Source organism: Phaeobacter sp. 11ANDIMAR09 (assembly GCF_001294455.1).
In the GTDB taxonomy this organism is placed as follows: Bacteria; Pseudomonadota; Alphaproteobacteria; order Rhodobacterales; family Rhodobacteraceae; genus Pseudophaeobacter.
Genome location: NZ_LIKT01000017.1, coordinates 54,076 through 72,988, shown reverse-complemented (window position 1 = coordinate 72,988; position 18,913 = coordinate 54,076). Strand labels below are relative to the sequence as shown.

The following is an 18,913-nucleotide window of genomic DNA, read 5'->3' as shown; positions in this document are numbered from 1 at the left end:
GAGGGGAGTATTCGTCTCTGCGGTGGTGGCTTGATGGCGTTTGGGCGGCCTGGTGTAGGGGGCCTGTGGCTTAGTGGCGGGGGCGGGCAAAGAGGTGATTCACCCCCAGCCCCAGCACCAGGGCCCAAAAGGCCGCTCCAATGCCAAGGAAACTGATGCCGGAAACGGCAGTCATAAAGGTGATCAGGGCGGCCTCGCGTCCTGTTTCGTCTCGCAGCGCATGGGAGAGGCTGTTGCCGATGGTAGACAGCAATGCCAGCCCGGCAACCGCAGCGATCAATGCGGGCGGGGCGATCAGAAACAGGCTGATCACGGTGCCGCCGCCCAGGCCCACGAGGCAGTAGAACAGGCCGGCGGCAGCGCTGGCGAGATAGCGGGTTTGAGGATCGTCATCGGCCTCGGGACCCGCGCAGATGGCGGCGGTGATGGCGGCGAAATTGAAGGCAAAGCCACCAAAGGGGGCAAGGACCAGCGTGGCTGCGCCGGTCACGCTCAGGGTGGCAGAGACAGGCGGGGTATAGCCGGCGGCGCGTAGGGTGACGGTGCCGGGCATATTCTGCGAGCACATAGTGACCACGTAGAGCGGCAGTCCCACGCCGATCAGCACAGGCAGCGAAAACTCTGGCAGTACCGGGGAGGGTAGCGAGAGGCTGGTGTTCAATTGGTCAAAATCGCCAAAGCTGCCTGTGAAACCAGCCCAGATTGCGCCGATCAGCAGCACGCCCAAAATCGTGTAGCGAGCAAACCAGAGGCGCCCTGCAAGAAAGGCCAGGCCCATCGCTGCGACCAATCCTGTATCCTCATTGAGGGCAGTAAAGGCCGAGAGGCCAAATTTGAACAGGATGCCGGCCAAGAGCGCATTGGCGAGACTGTCAGGGATCAATCGCGCCAGGCGTTCAAACCAGCCGGTCAGCCCTGTTAGCGTGAGCAAAGCACCGCAAAAAAGGAAGGCGCCCACCGCCTGATCAATGGGAACCCCCTGCAATCCAACCACCAGCAGGGCCGCGCCTGGTGTTGACCAGGCGGTGAGCACGGGTATGCGAAACCACAAGGACAAGCCCAAGCTGGTCAGCCCCATGCCCAGCCCCAGTGCCATCAGCCAGCTGTTGGCCTGGGCCTGGCTTGCCCCCACAGCCTCGATGGCCTGGAAGATGATCGCCACCGAACTGGTGTAACCCACCAGCACTGCCACGGCACCTGCTGCCAGGTGAGAGAGCTTCAGCTGTGACAACATTCGGGTTTTCCTTCTTTCGGGGCTGGGCTATGGTTTTGTGCGTTATAACGCCCATATTGCATTTGTGCGCTATAACGCACAAGTCCTATTTGAAACCTGCCTGATCCAGGCTCTTTGGAGCAATAGTCATGAGTGAGGATGCCATCGGGGCAAATCTGCGCAAGATCCGCAATGGGGCCGGGATGAGCCTGTCCAAGGCGGCAGATCTGACCGGGGTCAGCAAGGCGATGCTGGGACAGATCGAACGCGGGGAATCCAGCCCGACGATTGCGACGCTGTGGAAAATCGCCAAGGGGTTTCACCTGCCTTTGTCGGCACTGATCGGAGAGTTGGACGCAGCCCAACCAGACCCGGCAGAGCCCTTTAAAACGGTGCAGTTTCCCGGCAGTATCGCGGTGAAAATCGTCTTTCCCTTTGACCCGGAGCTGGGCGGGGAGACCTTTCGCATCAGTCTGACGCCGGGCCAGACACATGTCTCGCAGCCGCATGAGTGCGGGGTGGTTGAAGAGGTCTTTGTCCTGACCGGAGACATGGAGGTGCTGCGCGACGGAGACTGGGTGGCACTGGGCGCCGGAGAGGGGATCCGGTTCCAGGCAGATCAGCCCCATGGCTATCGCGGTGGTGCGCAGGGGGCTGAATTTTTGAATATGCACCATTACCCACGTCACGTCGGTGTCGTTGCACGCGGTTGAGGCGGGTCGCCTTGGACCGTGACAGCAAACCAGCCCAGAGGAGAGCTGATCATGGAAACGCTGCGTGGCAGCCTGTTGATGGCCCTGGCCATGGTGGCCTTTGCCCTCGAGGATATGTTCATCAAACAGGTGGCGCGGGAGTTGCCGGTCGGGCAGATCCTCATTCTGTTTGGACTTGGGGGGATGCTGGTTTTTGCGGCGGTGGCGCGTGCGCATGGGCAGCCCCTGTGGCACCCGGGGTTTTGCACGCGCCCTTTGGTGCTGCGCTCTCTGGCTGAGGTGACAGGACGGCTCTGTTTCACCCTGGCCATTGCCCTGACGCCGCTCTCCTCGGCCTCGGCCATTTTGCAGGCCACCCCGCTGGTGGTGGCGGGTGGTGCTGTGGTGTTTTTTGGCGAAAAGGTGGGCTGGCGGCGCTGGCTGGCAATTGGCCTGGGATTCGCCGGGGTCTTGATGATCCTGCGTCCCGGCGCCAGCGGATTTGAGATCTATTCTCTGTTTGCGGTGATTGGCACCCTGGGCTTTGCGGGACGAGACCTGGCCACGCGGGCGGCTCCCAAATCCATGACCAACCTGCAACTGGGGTTGTTTGGCTTTGCCATGCTGGTGATCGCCGGTGCCATAGCGCTGGCCTGGACGGGGGGTGCCCTCTGGCCCAGCGGTCGGGTCTGGCTCTATTTGGCTCTGACCACCGGTATCGGTGTCATTGCCTATAACGCGCTGACCGGGGCGATGCGGCATGGCGAAATCTCGGTTGTGGCCCCGTTTCGCTATACCAGACTGGTCTTTGCCATGGCGCTGGGCATTTTGGTCTTTGGCGAACGCCCGGACAGCTGGACCCTGCTGGGCAGCGCCGTGATCGTGACAAGCGGTCTCTTCACCCTCCTCCGTAGTTCCAGAAGATAGAGTCACCTTGCGCCCACCCGCAGGGGGGCTTACATCTGCCAGACATGGCCCAGACGAAATCAGACCCGAACTACAAAGTGATCGCAGAAAATCGCCGCGCGCGGTTTGACTACGCCATCGAAGATGACGTGGAATGCGGCATCATGCTTGAAGGCTCCGAAGTGAAGGCCCTGCGCGAAGGCGGCACCAATATCGCCGAAAGCTATGCGGCTGTGGAAGATGGCGAGCTGTGGCTGGTGAATTCCTATGTGCCGCCCTATTCGCAGGCCAAGATGTTCAAACATGAGGAACGTCGTCGCCGCAAGCTGCTGGTCTCGCGCAAGCAGCTGTCGGATATGTGGAATGCAACACAGCGCAAGGGCATGACCCTGGTGCCCATCGTGATGTACTTTAACCACAAGGGGCGCGCCAAGCTGAAGATCGGCATCGCCAAGGGCAAGAAGGCGCATGACAAGCGCGAAGCTCAGGCCAAGCGCGATTGGTCGCGCCAAAAGAGCCGCCTGATGAAGGATCATGGCTGACGCTCAGGCGCTTTGGCCGGGGGCCCTACTGGCAACTGTTTTGACAAGATCCGCTATCAGCCTCTCTGCATGATCAGAGGGGCTGTTTTTGTGTCAGCGCGTCAGGTTCCCGGAAAGGAGAACTGCGGGTGGGACGGGGACGGTTGGCGAAAAATCGGGACTTGATTAATCTGATTAATTTTGTCAGGTATCGCGCAATCCAGATCGGTAGCCCAGTCAGATTGATCCTGCGTGATCCCGCCCGGCACTCCTGTCTTCAAAAACCAAAGCCGCAGCACCGGCCAAAGGACAGATCCATGACGCCTTCAACCAACTCTTCTATATCTTCACACTGCTCGGCACAGCCACAGCGCCGTCCCCTGGAAAAACGGGACATGATGCCTGTGACCTTTTGCGATCTGGATGAGTTCGAGACAGGGCTGTTGCCGGTCTTGCGCCACTTTATGTTGAGCCTGACTCGGCCTGAGAGCCAATCCTGGCAGTTTGCCTATAAGATTGCAGCGGAGCGTTGGGGCGAGACCCTGGGTCTGCCGGTTGCCCAGTCCCTGTTCAAATTGGTCCAATTCACCCTCAAAGCGCGGCGTGCGGGATTTGACGCCATCGACCCATTGGCATTGGACGAACGAGACTTTGTCACACGGGATGAGCAGGCACTGTTGCAGATGTTGCACCACATGCGGCGCGATGACACCCCGCGGGCGCGAGAGGCTGTGGCCAATGTCACCGGTTGCACCATGGATCCGGATGTCATCCGCGCGGGGCTCTCCTTTGCCGATCGCTTCCCGGCGGGGCCCGTGGCCCGCAGTCAGCGCGGCCAAAGACCCGAATTGCGTGTGGTCAGCTAGAGGCTCGAACAGACCCGGCGCGGGACAAGCACGCCTGGCAGCAGCCAGGGTTCGCGCCGCGGCCCCTTTGTTTGCAACTCTCTAGGTCAGGGGGGATCTTTACACAGCCTTGAGCATTCTTTCAGCCTTCCCTTGCACCTCTGGCACGCCAATAGTAGGCATTGACACATATTCAGGGAGGCTTTGATGCGCGACGATCCAAAAACTCTTGTATCCACCGAGTGGCTGGCTGCTCACCTGAAAGATCCGGACCTGCGGGTGCTGGATGGATCCTGGTATCTGCCTCAGGAAGAGCGAGATGCTCAGGCGGAATATGACGCCGGACACATCCCAAATGCGCGGTTCTTTGATATCGACGACATCTCGGATCACCGCTCTGAGCTGCCGCATATGGTGCCCCCGGTAGAGAAATTTATGTCCCGGCTGCGCGCCATGGGCGTTGGTGACGGCCATCAGGTGGTGGTCTACGACGGGGCCGGGCTGAAATCCGCCGCCCGCGTCTGGTGGCTGTTCCGCTTGATGGGTCAGAACAATGTCGCGGTGCTGGATGGTGGCCTGCCAAAATGGCTGGCCGAGGGTCGCGAGACCGAAGACTTGCCGCCGGTGATCCGTGACCGCCATATGACTGTGCGGGTGCAAAACCACCTGGTGCGTGATGTGACCCAGGTCTCCTCGGCGGCAAAGCTGGGCGATCATGAGATCATCGACGCTCGCGCCGCTGCGCGGTTCCGTGGTGAGGTGGCTGAACCCCGCGAAGGTCTGCGTTCAGGCCATATCCCTGGGTCCAAGAATACGCCCTATACGGATCTGCTAAATGCAGATGGCACCATGAAAGAGGCGGAGGCCCTGCGTTCCACCTTTGAGGCCGCCGGCGTTGATCTGTCCAAACCCGCCATTACCACCTGTGGATCCGGCGTTACCGCTGCCGTCCTGAGCCTGGGCCTGGAGCGGATCGGCAAGACCGATCATTCGCTTTATGATGGCTCCTGGTCGGAATGGGGCGCCTTCCCGACCCTTCCCGTTGCAACCGGAGAGAACTGATGTTCGAAACCCTGAAACCGCAGCCAGCTGACAAGATCCTGGCTCTGATGCAAAAGTTCCGCGAAGACCCGCGTGACAGCAAGATCGACCTTGGCGTTGGCGTCTACAAGAACGCCGAGGGCGTGACGCCGGTGATGCGCGCCATCAAGGCCGCCGAGCACAAGCTTTGGGAAGAGCAGACCAGCAAATCCTATGTGGGTCTGGCCGGAGATCCTGCCTATTCCGATGCCATGATCCAGCTGATCCTCGGCAGCGCTGTTGCCCGTGAAAACATTGCTGCGGCGGCCACACCTGGTGGCACCGGCGCTGTGCGTCAGGCTTTTGAGCTGATCAAGATGGCCAACCCTGCTGCCAAGGTGCATGTCTCGGACCCGACTTGGCCCAACCATATCTCGATCCTCAACTATGTTGGCATCGAAACCGTGACCTATCGCTATTTCGACCGCGAGACCCGTGGTGTGAACTTTGACGGCATGATGGAAGACCTGAAAAAGGCCTCCAAGGGCGATGTGGTGCTGCTGCATGGCTGCTGTCACAACCCCACCGGGGCCAACCTGAATCTGACCCAGTGGCAAGAGGTCGTGGACCTGTTGAATGCCAATGGTTTGATCCCGATGATCGACATCGCCTATCAGGGCTTTGGGGATGGGTTAGAAGAAGACGCCCAGGGCGTGCGCCTGGTGGCTTCCAGCTGCCCCGAGGTGCTGATTGCGGCCAGCTGCTCCAAGAACTTTGGCATCTACCGGGAACGTACCGGATTGCTGATGGCGGTCTCCAACGACGCCAGCGCGCAGGCGCTGAACCAGGGCACCCTGGCCTTCCTGAACCGGCAGAACTATTCCTTCCCACCTGATCACGGGGCGCGTCTGGTAACCATGATCCTGAACGACGATGCGCTGCGCTCCGATTGGGCCGCAGAGCTGGAAGAGGTCCGGCTGGGCATGCTGGGCCTGCGTCAGCAGCTGGCCGATGAGCTGCAGCGCCTCAGCGGTTCTGACCGATTTGGCTTTATCGCCCAGCACCGTGGCATGTTCTCGCTCTTGGGCACTTCGCCCGATCTGGTGGAGAAAATGCGAGCGGACAATGGCATCTACATGGTGGGCGACAGCCGCATGAACATTGCCGGTCTGAACACCACCACGGTTCCGATCCTGGCCGAGGCGATCATCGACGCCGGCGTCTGATTGCAGCTAAGCCTTAGCGAGAATGATTATAGCGCGCCCTGGCAGGGCGCGCTTTTTCGTGGGCGGATATCTGAACACAGTAACAGAAAAACGCGGCCCGCTGGGGCCGCGTTTCAGTGTTCTGCTCGGAGTTCTTGGCCAGATTAGCCTGTTTTGAATTCTGGGTAGGCTTCCATGCCCAGCTCCGACATGTCGAGACCGTTGATCTCATCTTCTTCACTGACGCGGATACCCATGGTTGCCTTCAGGATGAACCAGATTACCAGCGAAGCGACAAAGGTGAACACACCGTAGGCTACAATGCCGGTCAGCTGGGTCATCAGGCTGGCTTCGCCGTAGAAGATCACCGCGATGGTGCCCCAGATGCCCGCCAGAAGGTGAACAGGGATGGCGCCGACAACGTCATCGATTTTGAACTTGTCCAGCATTGGGACTGCGAAGACCACGATCACACCACCGACGGCACCGATCCAGAGCGAGCCAAAGAGGGTAGGGGCGAGTGGTTCAGCGGTGATCGATACGAGACCGGCCAGCGCGCCGTTCAGGACCATGGTCAGGTCAACCTTCTTGTACAATACCTGTGTCAGGATCAGCGCGGCAACGGCACCGGCAGCAGCTGCCATATTGGTGTTGGCAAAGATGCGCGACACGTCAGAAACATCGCCTACGGTGCCCATCGCCAGCTGCGAGCCGCCGTTGAAACCGAACCAGCCGAGCCACAGGATGAATGTGCCGAGCGTCGCCAGGGCCAGGTTGGAACCAGGCATTGGGTTGACGCGGCCGTCTTTGTACTTGCCCAAACGGGGGCCAAGAACGATCGCACCAGCCAGAGCAGCCCAGCCACCTACAGAGTGCACAACAGTGGAGCCAGCAAAGTCAGAAAAGCCCATAGCGTCGAGCCAGCCGCCACCCCATTTCCAGGAGCCGGAAATTGGGTACATGAAGCCAGTCAGAACGATTACGAAGACCAGGAAGGGCCACAGTTTGATCCGCTCAGCCAGGGCGCCCGATACGATCGAAGCGGTGGCCGCAACAAACACCAGCTGGAAGAAGAAGTCAGACCCGACCGAGGCATAGTCCAGCGCGGCATCTGCTGCGGAAACCCCTACGGCATCCAAGACCGTTTGGCCACCAATCGAGAAGAAGCCATTGAAATCGCCCGGATACATGGTGTTGAAGCCAACCAGCCAATACATGATGGCCGCGATCGAGTAGAGCGCGATGTTCTTGGTCATCTGCATGGTGACGTTCTTGGAGCGCACCAGGCCGCCTTCGAGCATCGCAAAGCCTGCGGCCATGAAGAACACCAGGAAGCCTGCCATGCAGAACAACAGGGTTGTCATGATGTAGGGGCCGATTTCGTCAAAGCTTGGGGCAGCCGCCTCTTGCGCCATGGCCAGGCCCGGCAGGGTGGCCAGCGCTAGCGCCGACAAAGAGAGAGAGAGTTTACGCATCAGTTATCCTCCAAATGCGGCGCTTACAGCGCGTCTTGATTGGTTTCGCCGGTGCGCACCCGCAGGGCGTGCTCCACGTCGATCACAAAGATCTTGCCGTCACCGATTTTTCCGGTGCGGGCGGTATTGGCGATGGTTTCGACCACTTGGTCGGCCAGGCTGGCGGAAACCACGATTTCCAGTTTCAGCTTGGGGACAAAATTCACTTCATATTCGGCCCCACGGTAGATCTCGGTGTGGCCCGCCTGGGCGCCAAAGCCCTTTACTTCGGACACCATCAACCCCGAAACGCCAAGAGCGGTCAGCGCTTCACGGACGTCCTCCAGTTTGAAGGGTTTGATGGCAGCGATGATCATTTTCATTTCGACATCCTCGTCTTGGAGGGTGCCTGTCACCAAAGGATCTGGCTGGAGCACCCGCGCATTTGCACCTGCAGAAAAACCAAGGCGCCGAGTCGGGGGAACCGGAGGGGGCGTTTTGCAGGTGCAGCATGAGGGCGGACGGTCAAAAAACGAGCGCAAAAAGGTAAACATGCCCGAAATCTGGGCGGTGGGGGGATGGAAATTCCCCATAAACCGCCTCTCTACAAAGCTGTGCGAAAGGGCTAAAGTGGTTAAAACGGGCAAACCGGGCAGGATTTCAAGATGGCGCAGGGTTCAGGGCGAAAGCCACTGGTGGCGGAGAAACGCTATGCAAAGGCAGCAGGCAAGCGGCCAGCCAAACGGGCTGGCGGTCTCTGGGGGCTGCTGTTTGGAAATTCGAAACCCAAGTCGAAACCCAAGCCAAAGCCCAAGTCAAAATCCAGGCCAACCGCCAAACCCTCCTCCAAGCCGCAAGCACAGCGGGCGGCGCCTGCGCGCAGAAAGCCCGCAGGCTCGCGGCGCAAGTCGCGGGGCGTGATCGCCACCCTGTTGATGCCCTTTCGCTGGCTGCTGCGGTTGATCTGGGGGTTCTCTTGGCGGATTGGGGTGATTGTCCTCACTCTGGTGGGCATGGCCGTGGGCTATCAGGCCATCAACTTGCCAGAGGTGGCAACGCTGCTGGATGGCCGGGCGAGGGGCTCTGTTACCCTGCTAGACCACGAGGGCGAGGTCTTTGCCTGGAGGGGCGACCAATTTGGCGGCGTGGTCACCGCACAGACCGTCTCGCCACATTTGAAAAACGCCATCGTCGCCACTGAGGACAAACGCTTCTACCGCCATTTTGGTATTTCGCCGCGCGGCGTGGCTTCGGCTGTGCGCATCAATCTGAGCGAGGGCCGTGGCCCCCTGTCTGGACATGGTGGCTCCACCATCACCCAACAGACGGCAAAGCTTCTGTGTCTTGGCCGGACCTATGACCCCACTGAATGGGAAAGCGAAGCCGCCTATGAAAAGGACTGCCGCCAGGGCTCTCTGTGGCGCAAGGGCACCGAAGCCATCTATGCGCTGGCGATGGAGGTCAAATACACCAAGGATGAGATCCTCTCGATCTATATGAACCGCGCCTATATGGGCGGCGGGGCCCATGGCGCGGAGGCCGCAGCACAGCGCTACTTTGGTAAATCGGCCAGCCAGCTGAGCGCGGCTGAGGGCGCGATGCTTGCAGGATTGCTGACAGCGCCATCGTCATTGGCACCAACCAACAATTTGAAGCGCTCGCAGGATCGTGCCGCGACAGTGCTGCGCCTGATGCATGATCAGGGCTATCTGAGTTCCGCGGAAACCAAAGCAGGGCAGGAGAATCCGGCGCGGCTGAGCCCTGCAGCAGAGGCGCGGGCGGGCGGCTATTTTGCCGACTGGATCATGGACAGCGTGCCCAGCTATTTTGGCGCTCAAACTGCCGAGGATGTGGTGATCCGCACCACTCTGGATCAGCGTCTGCAAACGGCAGCCGAAGATGCGATCACCTATGTGTTTGAAAATAAGGTGCGGGAGGGGTCCAAAGCGCAGGCCGCCATTGTCGTCATGAGCGCAGATGGGGCCGTGCGGGCTATGGTTGGCGGGCGCAGGACCCGTGTCTCCGGTGTTTTTAACCGGGCCACCCAGGCCAAACGGCAGACCGGCTCTGCCTTTAAACCCTTTGTCTATGCCACGGCCCTGGAGCTGGGCTATTCCCCGCTCGATATCTTGTTGGACACAGAATACTGTCTGGATCTGCCCGGCTCTGGGGAGTGGTGCCCCAAGAACTATACCCGCAAATACTATGGTGAGGTGACTCTGGCCCGGGCTCTTCGGGACTCGCTGAATGTGCCAGCGGTCAAGCTCTCCGAGGCGGTGGGTCGCGATCTGGTGCGCCGCGTTGCCTCCGATTTTGGCATCGATAATGCGATGGCTGAAGGTCCGGCGCTGGCGCTTGGGGCCTCCGAAAGCACATTGTTGGAAATGACCGGGGCCTATGCCGGGATCCTGAATGGCGGCTCTTCGGTCACTCCCTATGGCGTAAGCGAGCTGCGACTGGTTACCGATACCGAACCCCTGATGGGACGCAGCGGCGGTATGGGAGAGCGGGTGATCCGGACCGAGGCGGCGCAGCAGCTGGTCTGGATGATGGAGAAAGTCATTGCCGAGGGCACAGGGCGCCGCGCGCAGATTCCGGGTTGGCAGGCGGCTGGGAAGTCCGGCACCACGCAGGCCGCACGTGACGCCTGGTTTATCGGGTTTACCGCGGATTACGTGGCCGGGGTGTGGATGGGCTATGACGACAACACGCCCCTGAGCGGTGTCACTGGTGGTGGCCTGCCGGCAGAGATCTGGCACGAGGCCATGGTGCGGGTACACGAAGGCCTGCCCCCCAAACCTCTGCCGATGTTGGAGCCAGCGCCGATTGTTATTCCGGACCCCGTGCAACCGGTTCCGCAACGGCGCCGCGAACGCAACCGGCCGGGCCAGGAAATCGGCCGTGCTGTGGACGGGTTGTTGCGCGATATCTTTGGCCGCAACTAGGTTTGGCCTCTTTGGCTTCGCGATGTAAAAAAGGCTCCCAACTGGGAGCCTTTTCAATTCAGAGACTGCATGGAGCCCTGCGCCTTGACGCAAGGGGTATCAGCTTAGGCGTTTCAGCTCGGCAATCATGGCGTCGATATCGCCTTTGTTGCTGTCCAAAATCGCCCCGATTTCGGTGCGTTCGGTCAGCAGTAGGTTCACACCCTCAATATACATATTAAAGAAAAGGTCCTTGCCGGAGCGATCAGAGACCAAAAAGGTGACCTCAAACGGAGCTTGGCCCTGCAGACGGGCAAGGGTGCTTACTTCATACCACTTCTTCACGCGCTTCACGCTTTTCACTTCCAGGCTGCCGCCGATGAATTCGCGAAAGCGTTTGCCATATTTGCGGGAAATATAGCCCTGAAAGGTCTTGGAGAAGTTCCGTTTCTGCGTCTTGGTGGCACGACGTGCATCAACCCCAAGCGCATAGGCGGCGATATAGGACGTATCGCTGTAGCGTTTGAAGATCCGCTCAAATTCGCGGAACATGGCGTTCTCGGCTTTGCCCGATGCGATGACTGTGTTGATGTCGGCAACCAGGCTGTTGATCAGCTTGCTGGCCCCGGCCTCGTTCAAAGCCCAAAGCGGTGTGGCGGGCACAAGCGCCGCGCTGGCGGAAAGCCCGGTCAAGAAACTGCGACGATGCATGGCTTAAAATCCTTCGGTATCTAGTTCAAAGGGATCGATTTCACTGATCTCGGCGGTTTCGCCCAGCTCAAAACGCCGGTTCTGCAGATAGAGCAGGCGGGCCTGCGCATAGCTGTCAGCGCTTTCATAGAGAATAGAATCAACCGTATCCGAATATCTGCCACGGTTCCCCATGCGACGCACTATTTCTGCGTAGATGCTGATGTTATCGGCGGGATTGTTCCGAGCATAGCCAATCGGATTGGTGAAGAAATCGACGACAATACCTGTGGCATCGCGTGCGGTAGAGGGACCGTAGAGGGGCAGCTCGACATAGGCGCCCTCACCCACGCCCCAAACGGCAAGCGTTTGACCAAAGTCCGTATTCACCTCGGGGAGGTTGAAATCAGAGGCGGGGTTGGCCAAGCCAAGAAAACCGATCGTGGTGTTCAGAGCAAAGCGTGCAAGTGCCTGGCCGGCGAGCTTAGGATTGCCCTGCAACAGGGCATTGACCGCTTGGCCGGGCATCGACAGGTTTTCGGCAAAAGACGAAAAGCTGGTGACCATCGGCTCGGGAACAATCGCCACATAGCCTTTGGATGCGGGACGGAAGGCAAAGCGATCGACAGCGAGATTGAGCTTGTGCACGGAGCGGTTGGTGTTCTCATAGGGATCAAAAACCTCACCCGCTGCTTTTGCTGCCGGGTCCTGTGCAGCGCAACCTGCCAGGGACAAAACCAACGCAACTGCAGCAAAGACAAAACGAGGTTTGGTGAAAATTAGCATTTGAGTTGTAACCCACTTAATTCGCTATTTAAGAAACACGAGCACCTACTTAGTGGCAATTCCGAAGATTCCCACTGTTCTACAGCAATTTGTTTGCACGTTTGTGGCAGATTCGGAACAGGTTTCCCAAGAGTTGTCGTTGGCGCAGGGTCTAATATGTCGCGGACCGTTTGAACAGATAGAGCATAGTCAATATGGCAAATAAAACTTTTAAGCCCGGATATGATGAACTTACGGCCTGTCGCCGTTCAAGCCGCAGCCTCTATTGGGCGGTTGGTCTCTTCAGTGTCTTTGTAAATTTGCTGATGCTGACTGGCCCTCTCTACATGATGCAGGTCTATGATCGGGTGTTGGGCAGCGGCTCTGAGGCCACTCTTGTGGCCCTGTCGCTGCTGGTTTTGTTCCTTTACGGCATGATGGGGCTGTTGGACTACGTGCGAGGGCGGGTTCTGGCCAGAATTGGCGCCCGGTTCCAGGCGGCGTTGGACAAACGGGTATTTGACGCTGCAGTACGCCGCTCTGCGGTGGCGCAGGATCCGGTGGCGCAGACTGCAACAGCGGATCTGGAAGCCATCCAGCGGTTGATGTCCTCGCCAGTGCTGGGGGCAGGTTTTGATCTACCCTGGACGCCGTTGTTTCTGGCAGGGATTGCGCTGTTTCACCCCTGGTTGGGGCTCTTGGCACTGGGCGGTGGTGCGGTTTTGGTTGCAGTGGCGCTGCTCAATCAGATTTTCAGCCGCGCGCCTTTGCAACAGGCGGCGGTATCGGGGCATCGGGCCAATCTGTCTTCCGAGGAAATTCGTGGCGAGGCCGAGATGATCCAGTCCATGGGTATGCGCGGAGCCGCCTTCCTGCGCTGGCAGAAACTGCGCAACGCAGCGCTCAAGGATACTCTCACCGCCAATGATACCGGGGGGGGCTTTACCACCCTGACCAAAACGCTCCGTCTGTTTTTGCAATCTGCCATGCTTGGGCTTGGTGCCTATCTGGCGCTCAATGGCGAGGTCTCGCCAGGGGCAATGATTGCCGGTTCGGTTCTAATGGGCCGGGCCCTGGCCCCAATCGAGCTGGGGCTTGGGCAATGGGCCATGGTGCAACGCGCCATCAAGGGCTGGCACAGCCTTGCTGAACTGCTCACCAAAGTGCCTGCCGAGGCCGAGCGCATGGCGTTGCCACAGCCCGAGGCGCGTTTGGAGGTTCAGGCCTTGGCCGTGGTGCCGCCCGGGGACAGCCGGGCACAATTGCGCAATGTCATCTTCCGGGTGGAGCCGGGACAGGCGATTGGAGTGATTGGTCCGTCTGGATCGGGCAAATCCACCCTGGCCAAGGCGCTGACCGGCGCCTGGCGGCCTGCCGCTGGGACCATTCGCTTGGATGGTGCGGCTCTGGATCAATATGACCCGGATGTCCTGGGGCGGCATTTTGGCTATCTGCCGCAACGCGTGCAGCTGTTTGAGGGCACTATTGCTCAGAATATTGCCCGGCTGGCCGAGGAGCCGGATGCGGAAAAAGTGGTGGCTGCTGCCAAGAAAGCTGCGGCGCATGAGATGATCGTCAACCTGCCGGAGGGTTATGACACCCGTGTTTCGGCAGGCGGCGGGCGATTGTCGGGGGGGCAGATGCAACGGGTCGCTCTGGCCCGTGCGCTTTATGACACCCCAGTGATCGTCATTCTGGATGAGCCCAACTCCAATCTTGATAACGAAGGCTCAATTGCGCTGAACCAGGCCATCAAGGCGCTCAAGGCGGCGGGGCAATCGGTGCTGATCATGGCGCATCGACCTGCGGCTATTCAGGAATGTGAGATGCTTTTGGTGATCGACAAAGGCGTGCAAACGGCCTTTGGTCCCAAAGACAAAGTGCTGCAGGAAATGGTGGCCAATCATCAATCCATCCGCAAAAACGCTGGGACGGGAGGGGTTCAATGAGCCAGGATAAGGAATGGTCCGCTCGCAGCCCGCTGCTGATTGGCACTCTAACACTGATGATCCTTTTGGGTGGTTTTGGAACCTGGGCGGTGATGTCTTCGATCGCGGGGGCCATCGTGGCGACAGGGCGCATTGAGGTGGATCGCAACCGACAGGTCGTCCAACATCTGGATGGCGGCATTGTGTCTGAGATCCTGGTGGATGATGGCGACAGCGTGACTCGTGGCGACCTGCTCTTGCGGCTGGACGCCAAGGAACTCCGCTCGCAATTGGCCATTACTGAGGGGCAGCTGTTTGAGATGATGGCGCGCCGTGGGCGGCTGGAGGCAGAGCGCGACAGCACCAAGGAAGTGCAGTTTGACGCGGAGCTGTTGGCTTTGACGGCAACCCGCCCTGCCGTGAGGGATCTGATTGAAGGGCAGCAGCGTCTGTTTGTCGCCCGCGCGGAATCCATCGCCCGGGAAATCGAACAGCTGAACAAGCGCAGCGCCCAGACACAGGATCAGATCACCGGGATCAAAGCACAACAGGAATCGATGGCGTTGCAGCTGGAGCTGATCGCTGAAGAGCTGAAAAACCAGAATATCCTGCTAGAGCGTGGCTTGGCCCAGGCTGGCACTGTGCTGAACCTGCGCCGCACCGAGGCCGATCTGAGCGGTCGCCTCGGCGAGCTGATTGCAACCGAGGCCCAGGCCTTGGGACGGATCACTGAGACCGAGATCGAGATCCTGAAACTGGGATCAACCCGCCGCGAAGAGGCGATTACTCAATTGCGTGATCTACGCTATCAAGAACTGGAACTCGGGGAGAACCGTCGCACCCTGATCGAGCGCTTGGCGCGGTTGGATATCACCGCTCCGGTTTCGGGCATTGTCTATGACATGCAGGTGCATACCCCGCGGTCCGTCATACGGGCGGCAGATCCGGTGCTCTATCTGGTGCCGCAGGACCGCCCGCTGGTGATCGCCGCACAGGTCTCGCCCACGGATATCGAGCAGATCTATGTCGGGCAGGATGTTACGCTCAAGTTCTCGTCGTTGGATCAGCGCAATACACCGGATCTGTTTGGCAAGGTGACGCTGGTCTCTGCCGATGCCTTTGAGGACCAGAACACCGGGGTCTCCTATTACCGAGCCGAGGTCGAGCTCAACCCCGATGAAGCGCAGCGCCTGCCGGAAGGCACGGTGCTGATCCCCGGCATGCCGGTGGAGAGCTACATCCGCACCCAGGATCGCTCGCCGCTATCCTATCTGGTGAAACCGCTGGCGGATTATTTTGTCAAAGCCTTCCGCGAAGATTGATGTCCGAACAGAGAGGGATGTTGTCGCTTTTACTCTTTCCGGCGGGTTTCATCAGCGCTAGCGTCGCCTCGAAACATCGGCCGTGAAGGAGCGCGACAATGAGCATCGAAGCAAAACTGAAAGACCTGAGTGTCACCCTGCCAGAGGCCCCTGCGCCGGCGGCCAACTATGTGCCTTTTGTTGTCGCAGGTGACATGGTCTATGTCTCGGGTCAGATCTCGTCGGATGAGAACGGGCTGATCACCGGCACGCTCGGCGCGGATATGGATGTCGATGCCGGTCAGGCCGCCGCCAAACGCTGCGCCATTGCCCTGCTTGCACAGCTCAAGGCCGCCTGTGATGGCGATCTTGAACGTCTGGTGCGGGTGGTGAAACTGGGCGCCTTTGTCAATTCCACCGCTGATTTCACCCAGCAGCCACAGGTGGTGAACGGGGCCTCTGATTTCCTGGTCGAAGCGCTGGGCGACGCCGGTCGTCACGCGCGTTCCGCCGTCAGTGCGCCTTCGCTGCCTCTGGGCGTTGCGGTTGAAATCGACGCGGTGTTCCAGATCAAATGATCCCAAAGCTACCCGCCGAGTTTCTGTCGCAGCCGGTGGCGCATCGGGCGCTGCATGATGTGACCGATGGGCGACCCGAAAACAGCCGCGCGGCCATCCGCGCGGCCATTGCTGCGGGCTATGCGATCGAAATTGATCTGCAGCGCTCCAGCGAAGGCTGTCCAATGGTGTTTCACGACTACATGCTGGATCGCCTTGCGGAGGCGCGCGGTGGGATCATGGTACGCAGTCAGGCAGAGCTTACCCAGATCCCGCTAAAAGGCGGAGATGGCGAGTGCATACCAACCCTGGCCGAGGTTCTAGATCTGGTTGCCGGGCAGGTACCATTGCTGATTGAGATCAAGGATCAGGATGGCAATCTGGGCCCCAATGTTGGGGCCCTGGAAGAAGCCACCGCCAAAGAACTGCAGGGCTATACCGGGACGGTCGCCTTGATGTCGTTCAATCCACATGCGACAGCGGCGCTGGCGCGCTATGCACCTGATATTGCGCGGGGATTGGTGACCAGCTCTTATGACCCTGAGGATTGGGTCCCGGTCCCAGCTGAGACCTGCAATCGCCTGCGCGGTATCCCCGATTTTGACAGCAGCCGGTCGAGCTTTATCAGCCATGAAGTGGGCGATCTGGAGCGTCCCCGAGTGCAGGATCTGCGCGCGGCCGGAATTCCGGTTCTCTGCTGGACAGTGACGTCCCAGGCCGCCGAGGATGAGGCGCGCAAATGGGTCGATAATGTTACCTTCGAGCAGTATCTTTCCCCTTTGCCGGGTTGATTACGGGCGCAACGCTGCTCAAATACTGTCAGGCGCAGGGAGTGCTGATGGATCAGAAACCGGTTGAAATACGCGTCTTTGGCAGCCTGTCGCAGATTGAGGCTGCGGATTGGGACGCCTGTGCCTGCCCGGAAGCCGTGGACGGCTCCCGTCCAAACGACCCCTTTACTACCTATCGTTTTCTCAACGCTTTGGAGCAGAGCGGATCGGTTGGGCCTGGCACCGGTTGGCAGCCGCAGTATCTCACCGCCTATGTCGAAGGCCGCCTGATCGCCTGTGCGCCGCTCTATGCCAAATCCCACAGCCAGGGCGAATACATCTTTGATCACAACTGGGCCCATGCCTATGAGCGCGCGGGTGGTCGCTACTACCCCAAGCTTCAGGTCGCAGTGCCCTTTACCCCTGCCACCGGCCGGCGGCTTCTGGTGCGGCCCGGCTATGAAGGGATCGGCCAATCAGCACTGGTGCAGGGGGCTGTGCAGCTTGCGGCAGACAATCAGGTCTCTTCGCTGCATGTGACCTTTTGCACGCCGCAGGAGGCTGAGATTGGTGCCGAGATGGGGCTGATGCCCCGAGTGAGCCAACAATTCCACTGGCTGAACGCGAACTACGCGGGTTTTGACGATTTTCTTGCCGCGCTGTCCTCGCGCAAACGAAAGAACATCCGCAAGGAACGGTCGCAGGCACAGGGGTTTGGTGGCACAATCTGCAGCTATAGTGGCGACCAGATTCGCCCCGAGCATTGGGATGCATTTTGGACGTTTTATCAGGACACCGGTTCGCGCAAATGGGGCAGCCCCTATCTCACGCGAGAGTTCTTTTCCATCATTCACGAAACCATGGCGCAGGATCTGCATCTCATCCTTGCGGAACGAGACGGCGTGCCAGTGGCAGGTGCCTTGAATTTCATCGGACGAGACACGCTATATGGGCGTTATTGGGGATGTACTGAACATCACCCCTGCCTGCATTTCGAAATGTGCTACTATCAGGCGATTGATTTTGCCATTGCTCACCAATTGTCACGTGTGGAGGCCGGCGCACAGGGCGAACATAAATTGGCGCGGGGCTATCTGCCGGTGGAGACACATAGCTTGCATTGGCTGGGGGATGCCGGGTTTGCCGAAGCCGTGGGCCGCTACCTGGAGGCCGAGCGGGCGGCGGTGGCAGAAGAGGTTGAGGTCCTGACCAGCTATGGGCCGTTTCGCAAAACTGAAGTGGAGGAACAGGAATGACCGAAAGATTATCCGAAGCCACCCGGGGGCCCCTGTTGGATCCCCTGTTCCAAAGCGGATGGGAAATGGTCGAGGGGCGCGACGCCCTGATCAAGACCTTTGCTTTTGACGGTTTTGTCGAGGCCTTTGGCTGGATGACCCGCGCCGCGATTTGGGCAGAAAAATGGAACCACCATCCAGAGTGGAGCAATATCTACAATCGGGTGACGGTGGTCCTGACCACCCATGACGTCGAGGGACTGTCGGCTTTGGACGCCAAACTGGCCCGGAAGATGGACAGCTTGGTCTAACTGCCTGTCACATAGGGTCGGCTGCGCCGGGGAAAGCCCTGGCACAGCCGTGGCTCTGATTAGTCCATTGAGTCCAGCAGGCCTTCACCGGCGGAAAGTTCACACTGACCGGGGTTTTCCTCCATGTTGAGCTTGGTGACGATGCCGTCTTCGACCAACATTGCATAGCGCAGCGAACGCCCGATAAGCCCGGCGGGCGGCGCGTCAAAGCGCATGCCAATGGCATCGGTAAAGGCACTTTCCGCATCGGCCATCATGGTGATGCCGGCGGCATTGGCGCCGGTGGCCTCGCCCCAGGCATGCATAACAAAGGGATCATTGGCAGAGATGCAGATAATCTCCTCCACTCCCTTCGCAAAAAACTGATCCTTGGTTCGGATAAAGCTCGGCACATGGGCCGAATGACAGGTTGGAGTAAAGGCACCAGGAACGGCAAAAATTGCGACTTTCCGGCCAGTTACCTTTTCTGCCATCTGCACCTGAGCAGGTCCCTCTGCCCCCATCACGGTCAGGGTTGCATCGGGGAGTTTCTCTCCTGCAGAAATCATTGCGCGTTTCCTCTCTTGTGGTGATTGC

At 59.4% G+C, this 18,913-nt stretch carries 19 protein-coding genes; 13 read left to right on the top strand and 6 right to left on the bottom strand.

Features of this window, described 5'->3' with window-relative positions:
* Positions 1 to 70: 70 nt before the first annotated feature.
* Positions 71 to 1,234, bottom strand: a complete 1,164-nt coding sequence (locus AN476_RS14555) for a benzoate/H(+) symporter BenE family transporter (RefSeq protein ID WP_054462322.1) — start codon at positions 1,232 to 1,234, stop codon at positions 71 to 73.
* Between the two features lie 128 nt (positions 1,235 to 1,362).
* On the opposite strand from AN476_RS14555, the gene AN476_RS14550 reads away from it, so the two are divergent.
* The 6 genes from AN476_RS14550 to AN476_RS14525 all read left to right on the top strand — a co-directional run bounded on the left by AN476_RS14550 (position 1,363) and on the right by AN476_RS14525 (position 6,423).
* On the top strand, positions 1,363 to 1,926 hold the full coding sequence (locus tag AN476_RS14550) for a helix-turn-helix domain-containing protein (RefSeq protein ID WP_054462321.1): 564 nt from the start codon (positions 1,363 to 1,365) through the stop codon (positions 1,924 to 1,926).
* 51 nt (positions 1,927 to 1,977) lie between these two features.
* Positions 1,978 to 2,832 (top strand): DMT family transporter, encoded by an 855-nt coding sequence (locus AN476_RS14545; RefSeq protein ID WP_054462320.1) that lies wholly within the window; start codon positions 1,978 to 1,980, stop codon positions 2,830 to 2,832.
* A 44-nt stretch (positions 2,833 to 2,876) separates the two neighbouring features.
* Positions 2,877 to 3,353, top strand: coding sequence for an SsrA-binding protein SmpB (smpB, locus tag AN476_RS14540; RefSeq protein WP_054462319.1), 477 nt, complete (start codon positions 2,877 to 2,879; stop codon positions 3,351 to 3,353).
* A 296-nt stretch (positions 3,354 to 3,649) separates the two neighbouring features.
* Positions 3,650 to 4,198, top strand: a complete 549-nt coding sequence (locus AN476_RS14535; RefSeq protein WP_054462318.1) for a hypothetical protein — start codon at positions 3,650 to 3,652, stop codon at positions 4,196 to 4,198.
* 186 nt (positions 4,199 to 4,384) lie between these two features.
* On the top strand, positions 4,385 to 5,239 hold the full coding sequence (sseA, locus tag AN476_RS14530; RefSeq protein ID WP_054462317.1) for a 3-mercaptopyruvate sulfurtransferase: 855 nt from the start codon (positions 4,385 to 4,387) through the stop codon (positions 5,237 to 5,239).
* Positions 5,239 to 6,423: an amino acid aminotransferase gene (locus tag AN476_RS14525; RefSeq protein WP_054462316.1), complete on the top strand. Its 1,185-nt coding sequence runs from the start codon at positions 5,239 to 5,241 to the stop codon at positions 6,421 to 6,423. Before sseA ends, AN476_RS14525 begins: the two co-directional genes overlap by 1 nt.
* Positions 6,424 to 6,566: 143 nt before the next feature.
* Here the strand turns inward: AN476_RS14525 and AN476_RS14520 are convergent, their stop codons facing one another.
* Positions 6,567 to 7,877, bottom strand: coding sequence for an ammonium transporter (locus tag AN476_RS14520; RefSeq protein WP_009810666.1), 1,311 nt, complete (start codon positions 7,875 to 7,877; stop codon positions 6,567 to 6,569).
* A gap of 23 nt (positions 7,878 to 7,900) precedes the next feature.
* Complete coding sequence (locus AN476_RS14515) at positions 7,901 to 8,239, bottom strand: P-II family nitrogen regulator (protein WP_054462355.1); 339 nt, start codon at positions 8,237 to 8,239, stop codon at positions 7,901 to 7,903.
* Between the two features lie 282 nt (positions 8,240 to 8,521).
* Here AN476_RS14515 and AN476_RS14510 point away from each other — a divergent pair, with 282 nt between their 5' ends.
* A complete protein-coding gene (locus AN476_RS14510) occupies positions 8,522 to 10,801 on the top strand; it encodes a transglycosylase domain-containing protein (protein WP_054462315.1) in 2,280 nt (759 codons plus the stop codon).
* Between the two features lie 99 nt (positions 10,802 to 10,900).
* On the opposite strand, the gene AN476_RS14505 is transcribed toward AN476_RS14510, so the two are convergent.
* Together AN476_RS14505 and AN476_RS14500 are read right to left on the bottom strand one after the other, a co-directional pair.
* Positions 10,901 to 11,491, bottom strand: coding sequence for a phospholipid-binding protein MlaC (locus tag AN476_RS14505; RefSeq protein ID WP_054462314.1), 591 nt, complete (start codon positions 11,489 to 11,491; stop codon positions 10,901 to 10,903).
* Between the two features lie 3 nt (positions 11,492 to 11,494).
* Positions 11,495 to 12,256 (bottom strand): VacJ family lipoprotein, encoded by a 762-nt coding sequence (locus tag AN476_RS14500; RefSeq protein WP_054462313.1) that lies wholly within the window; start codon positions 12,254 to 12,256, stop codon positions 11,495 to 11,497.
* 194 nt (positions 12,257 to 12,450) lie between these two features.
* Here AN476_RS14500 and AN476_RS14495 point away from each other — a divergent pair, with 194 nt between their 5' ends.
* The 6 genes from AN476_RS14495 to AN476_RS14470 all read left to right on the top strand — a co-directional run bounded on the left by AN476_RS14495 (position 12,451) and on the right by AN476_RS14470 (position 18,337).
* Positions 12,451 to 14,184: a type I secretion system permease/ATPase gene (locus AN476_RS14495; RefSeq protein ID WP_054462312.1), complete on the top strand. Its 1,734-nt coding sequence runs from the start codon at positions 12,451 to 12,453 to the stop codon at positions 14,182 to 14,184.
* A complete protein-coding gene (locus tag AN476_RS14490; protein ID WP_054462311.1) occupies positions 14,181 to 15,485 on the top strand; it encodes an HlyD family type I secretion periplasmic adaptor subunit in 1,305 nt (434 codons plus the stop codon). The genes AN476_RS14495 and AN476_RS14490 overlap by 4 nt, the downstream gene beginning before the upstream one ends.
* A gap of 98 nt (positions 15,486 to 15,583) precedes the next feature.
* Positions 15,584 to 16,042 (top strand): RidA family protein, encoded by a 459-nt coding sequence (locus AN476_RS14485; protein ID WP_054462310.1) that lies wholly within the window; start codon positions 15,584 to 15,586, stop codon positions 16,040 to 16,042.
* Positions 16,039 to 16,812 carry a glycerophosphodiester phosphodiesterase family protein gene (locus AN476_RS14480; protein ID WP_054462309.1) on the top strand — a complete coding sequence of 258 codons (774 nt, stop codon included), beginning with the start codon at positions 16,039 to 16,041 and terminating at the stop codon, positions 16,810 to 16,812. The genes AN476_RS14485 and AN476_RS14480 overlap by 4 nt, the downstream gene beginning before the upstream one ends.
* Before the next feature lie 47 nt (positions 16,813 to 16,859).
* Positions 16,860 to 18,047: a GNAT family N-acetyltransferase gene (locus tag AN476_RS14475; protein WP_054462308.1), complete on the top strand. Its 1,188-nt coding sequence runs from the start codon at positions 16,860 to 16,862 to the stop codon at positions 18,045 to 18,047.
* Complete coding sequence (locus tag AN476_RS14470) at positions 18,044 to 18,337, top strand: 4a-hydroxytetrahydrobiopterin dehydratase (RefSeq protein WP_054462307.1); 294 nt, start codon at positions 18,044 to 18,046, stop codon at positions 18,335 to 18,337. Before AN476_RS14475 ends, AN476_RS14470 begins: the two co-directional genes overlap by 4 nt.
* Before the next feature lie 59 nt (positions 18,338 to 18,396).
* Here the strand turns inward: AN476_RS14470 and AN476_RS14465 are convergent, their stop codons facing one another.
* On the bottom strand, positions 18,397 to 18,885 hold the full coding sequence (locus AN476_RS14465) for a peroxiredoxin (protein ID WP_054462306.1): 489 nt from the start codon (positions 18,883 to 18,885) through the stop codon (positions 18,397 to 18,399).
* Between the last annotated feature and the right edge of the window lie 28 nt (positions 18,886 to 18,913).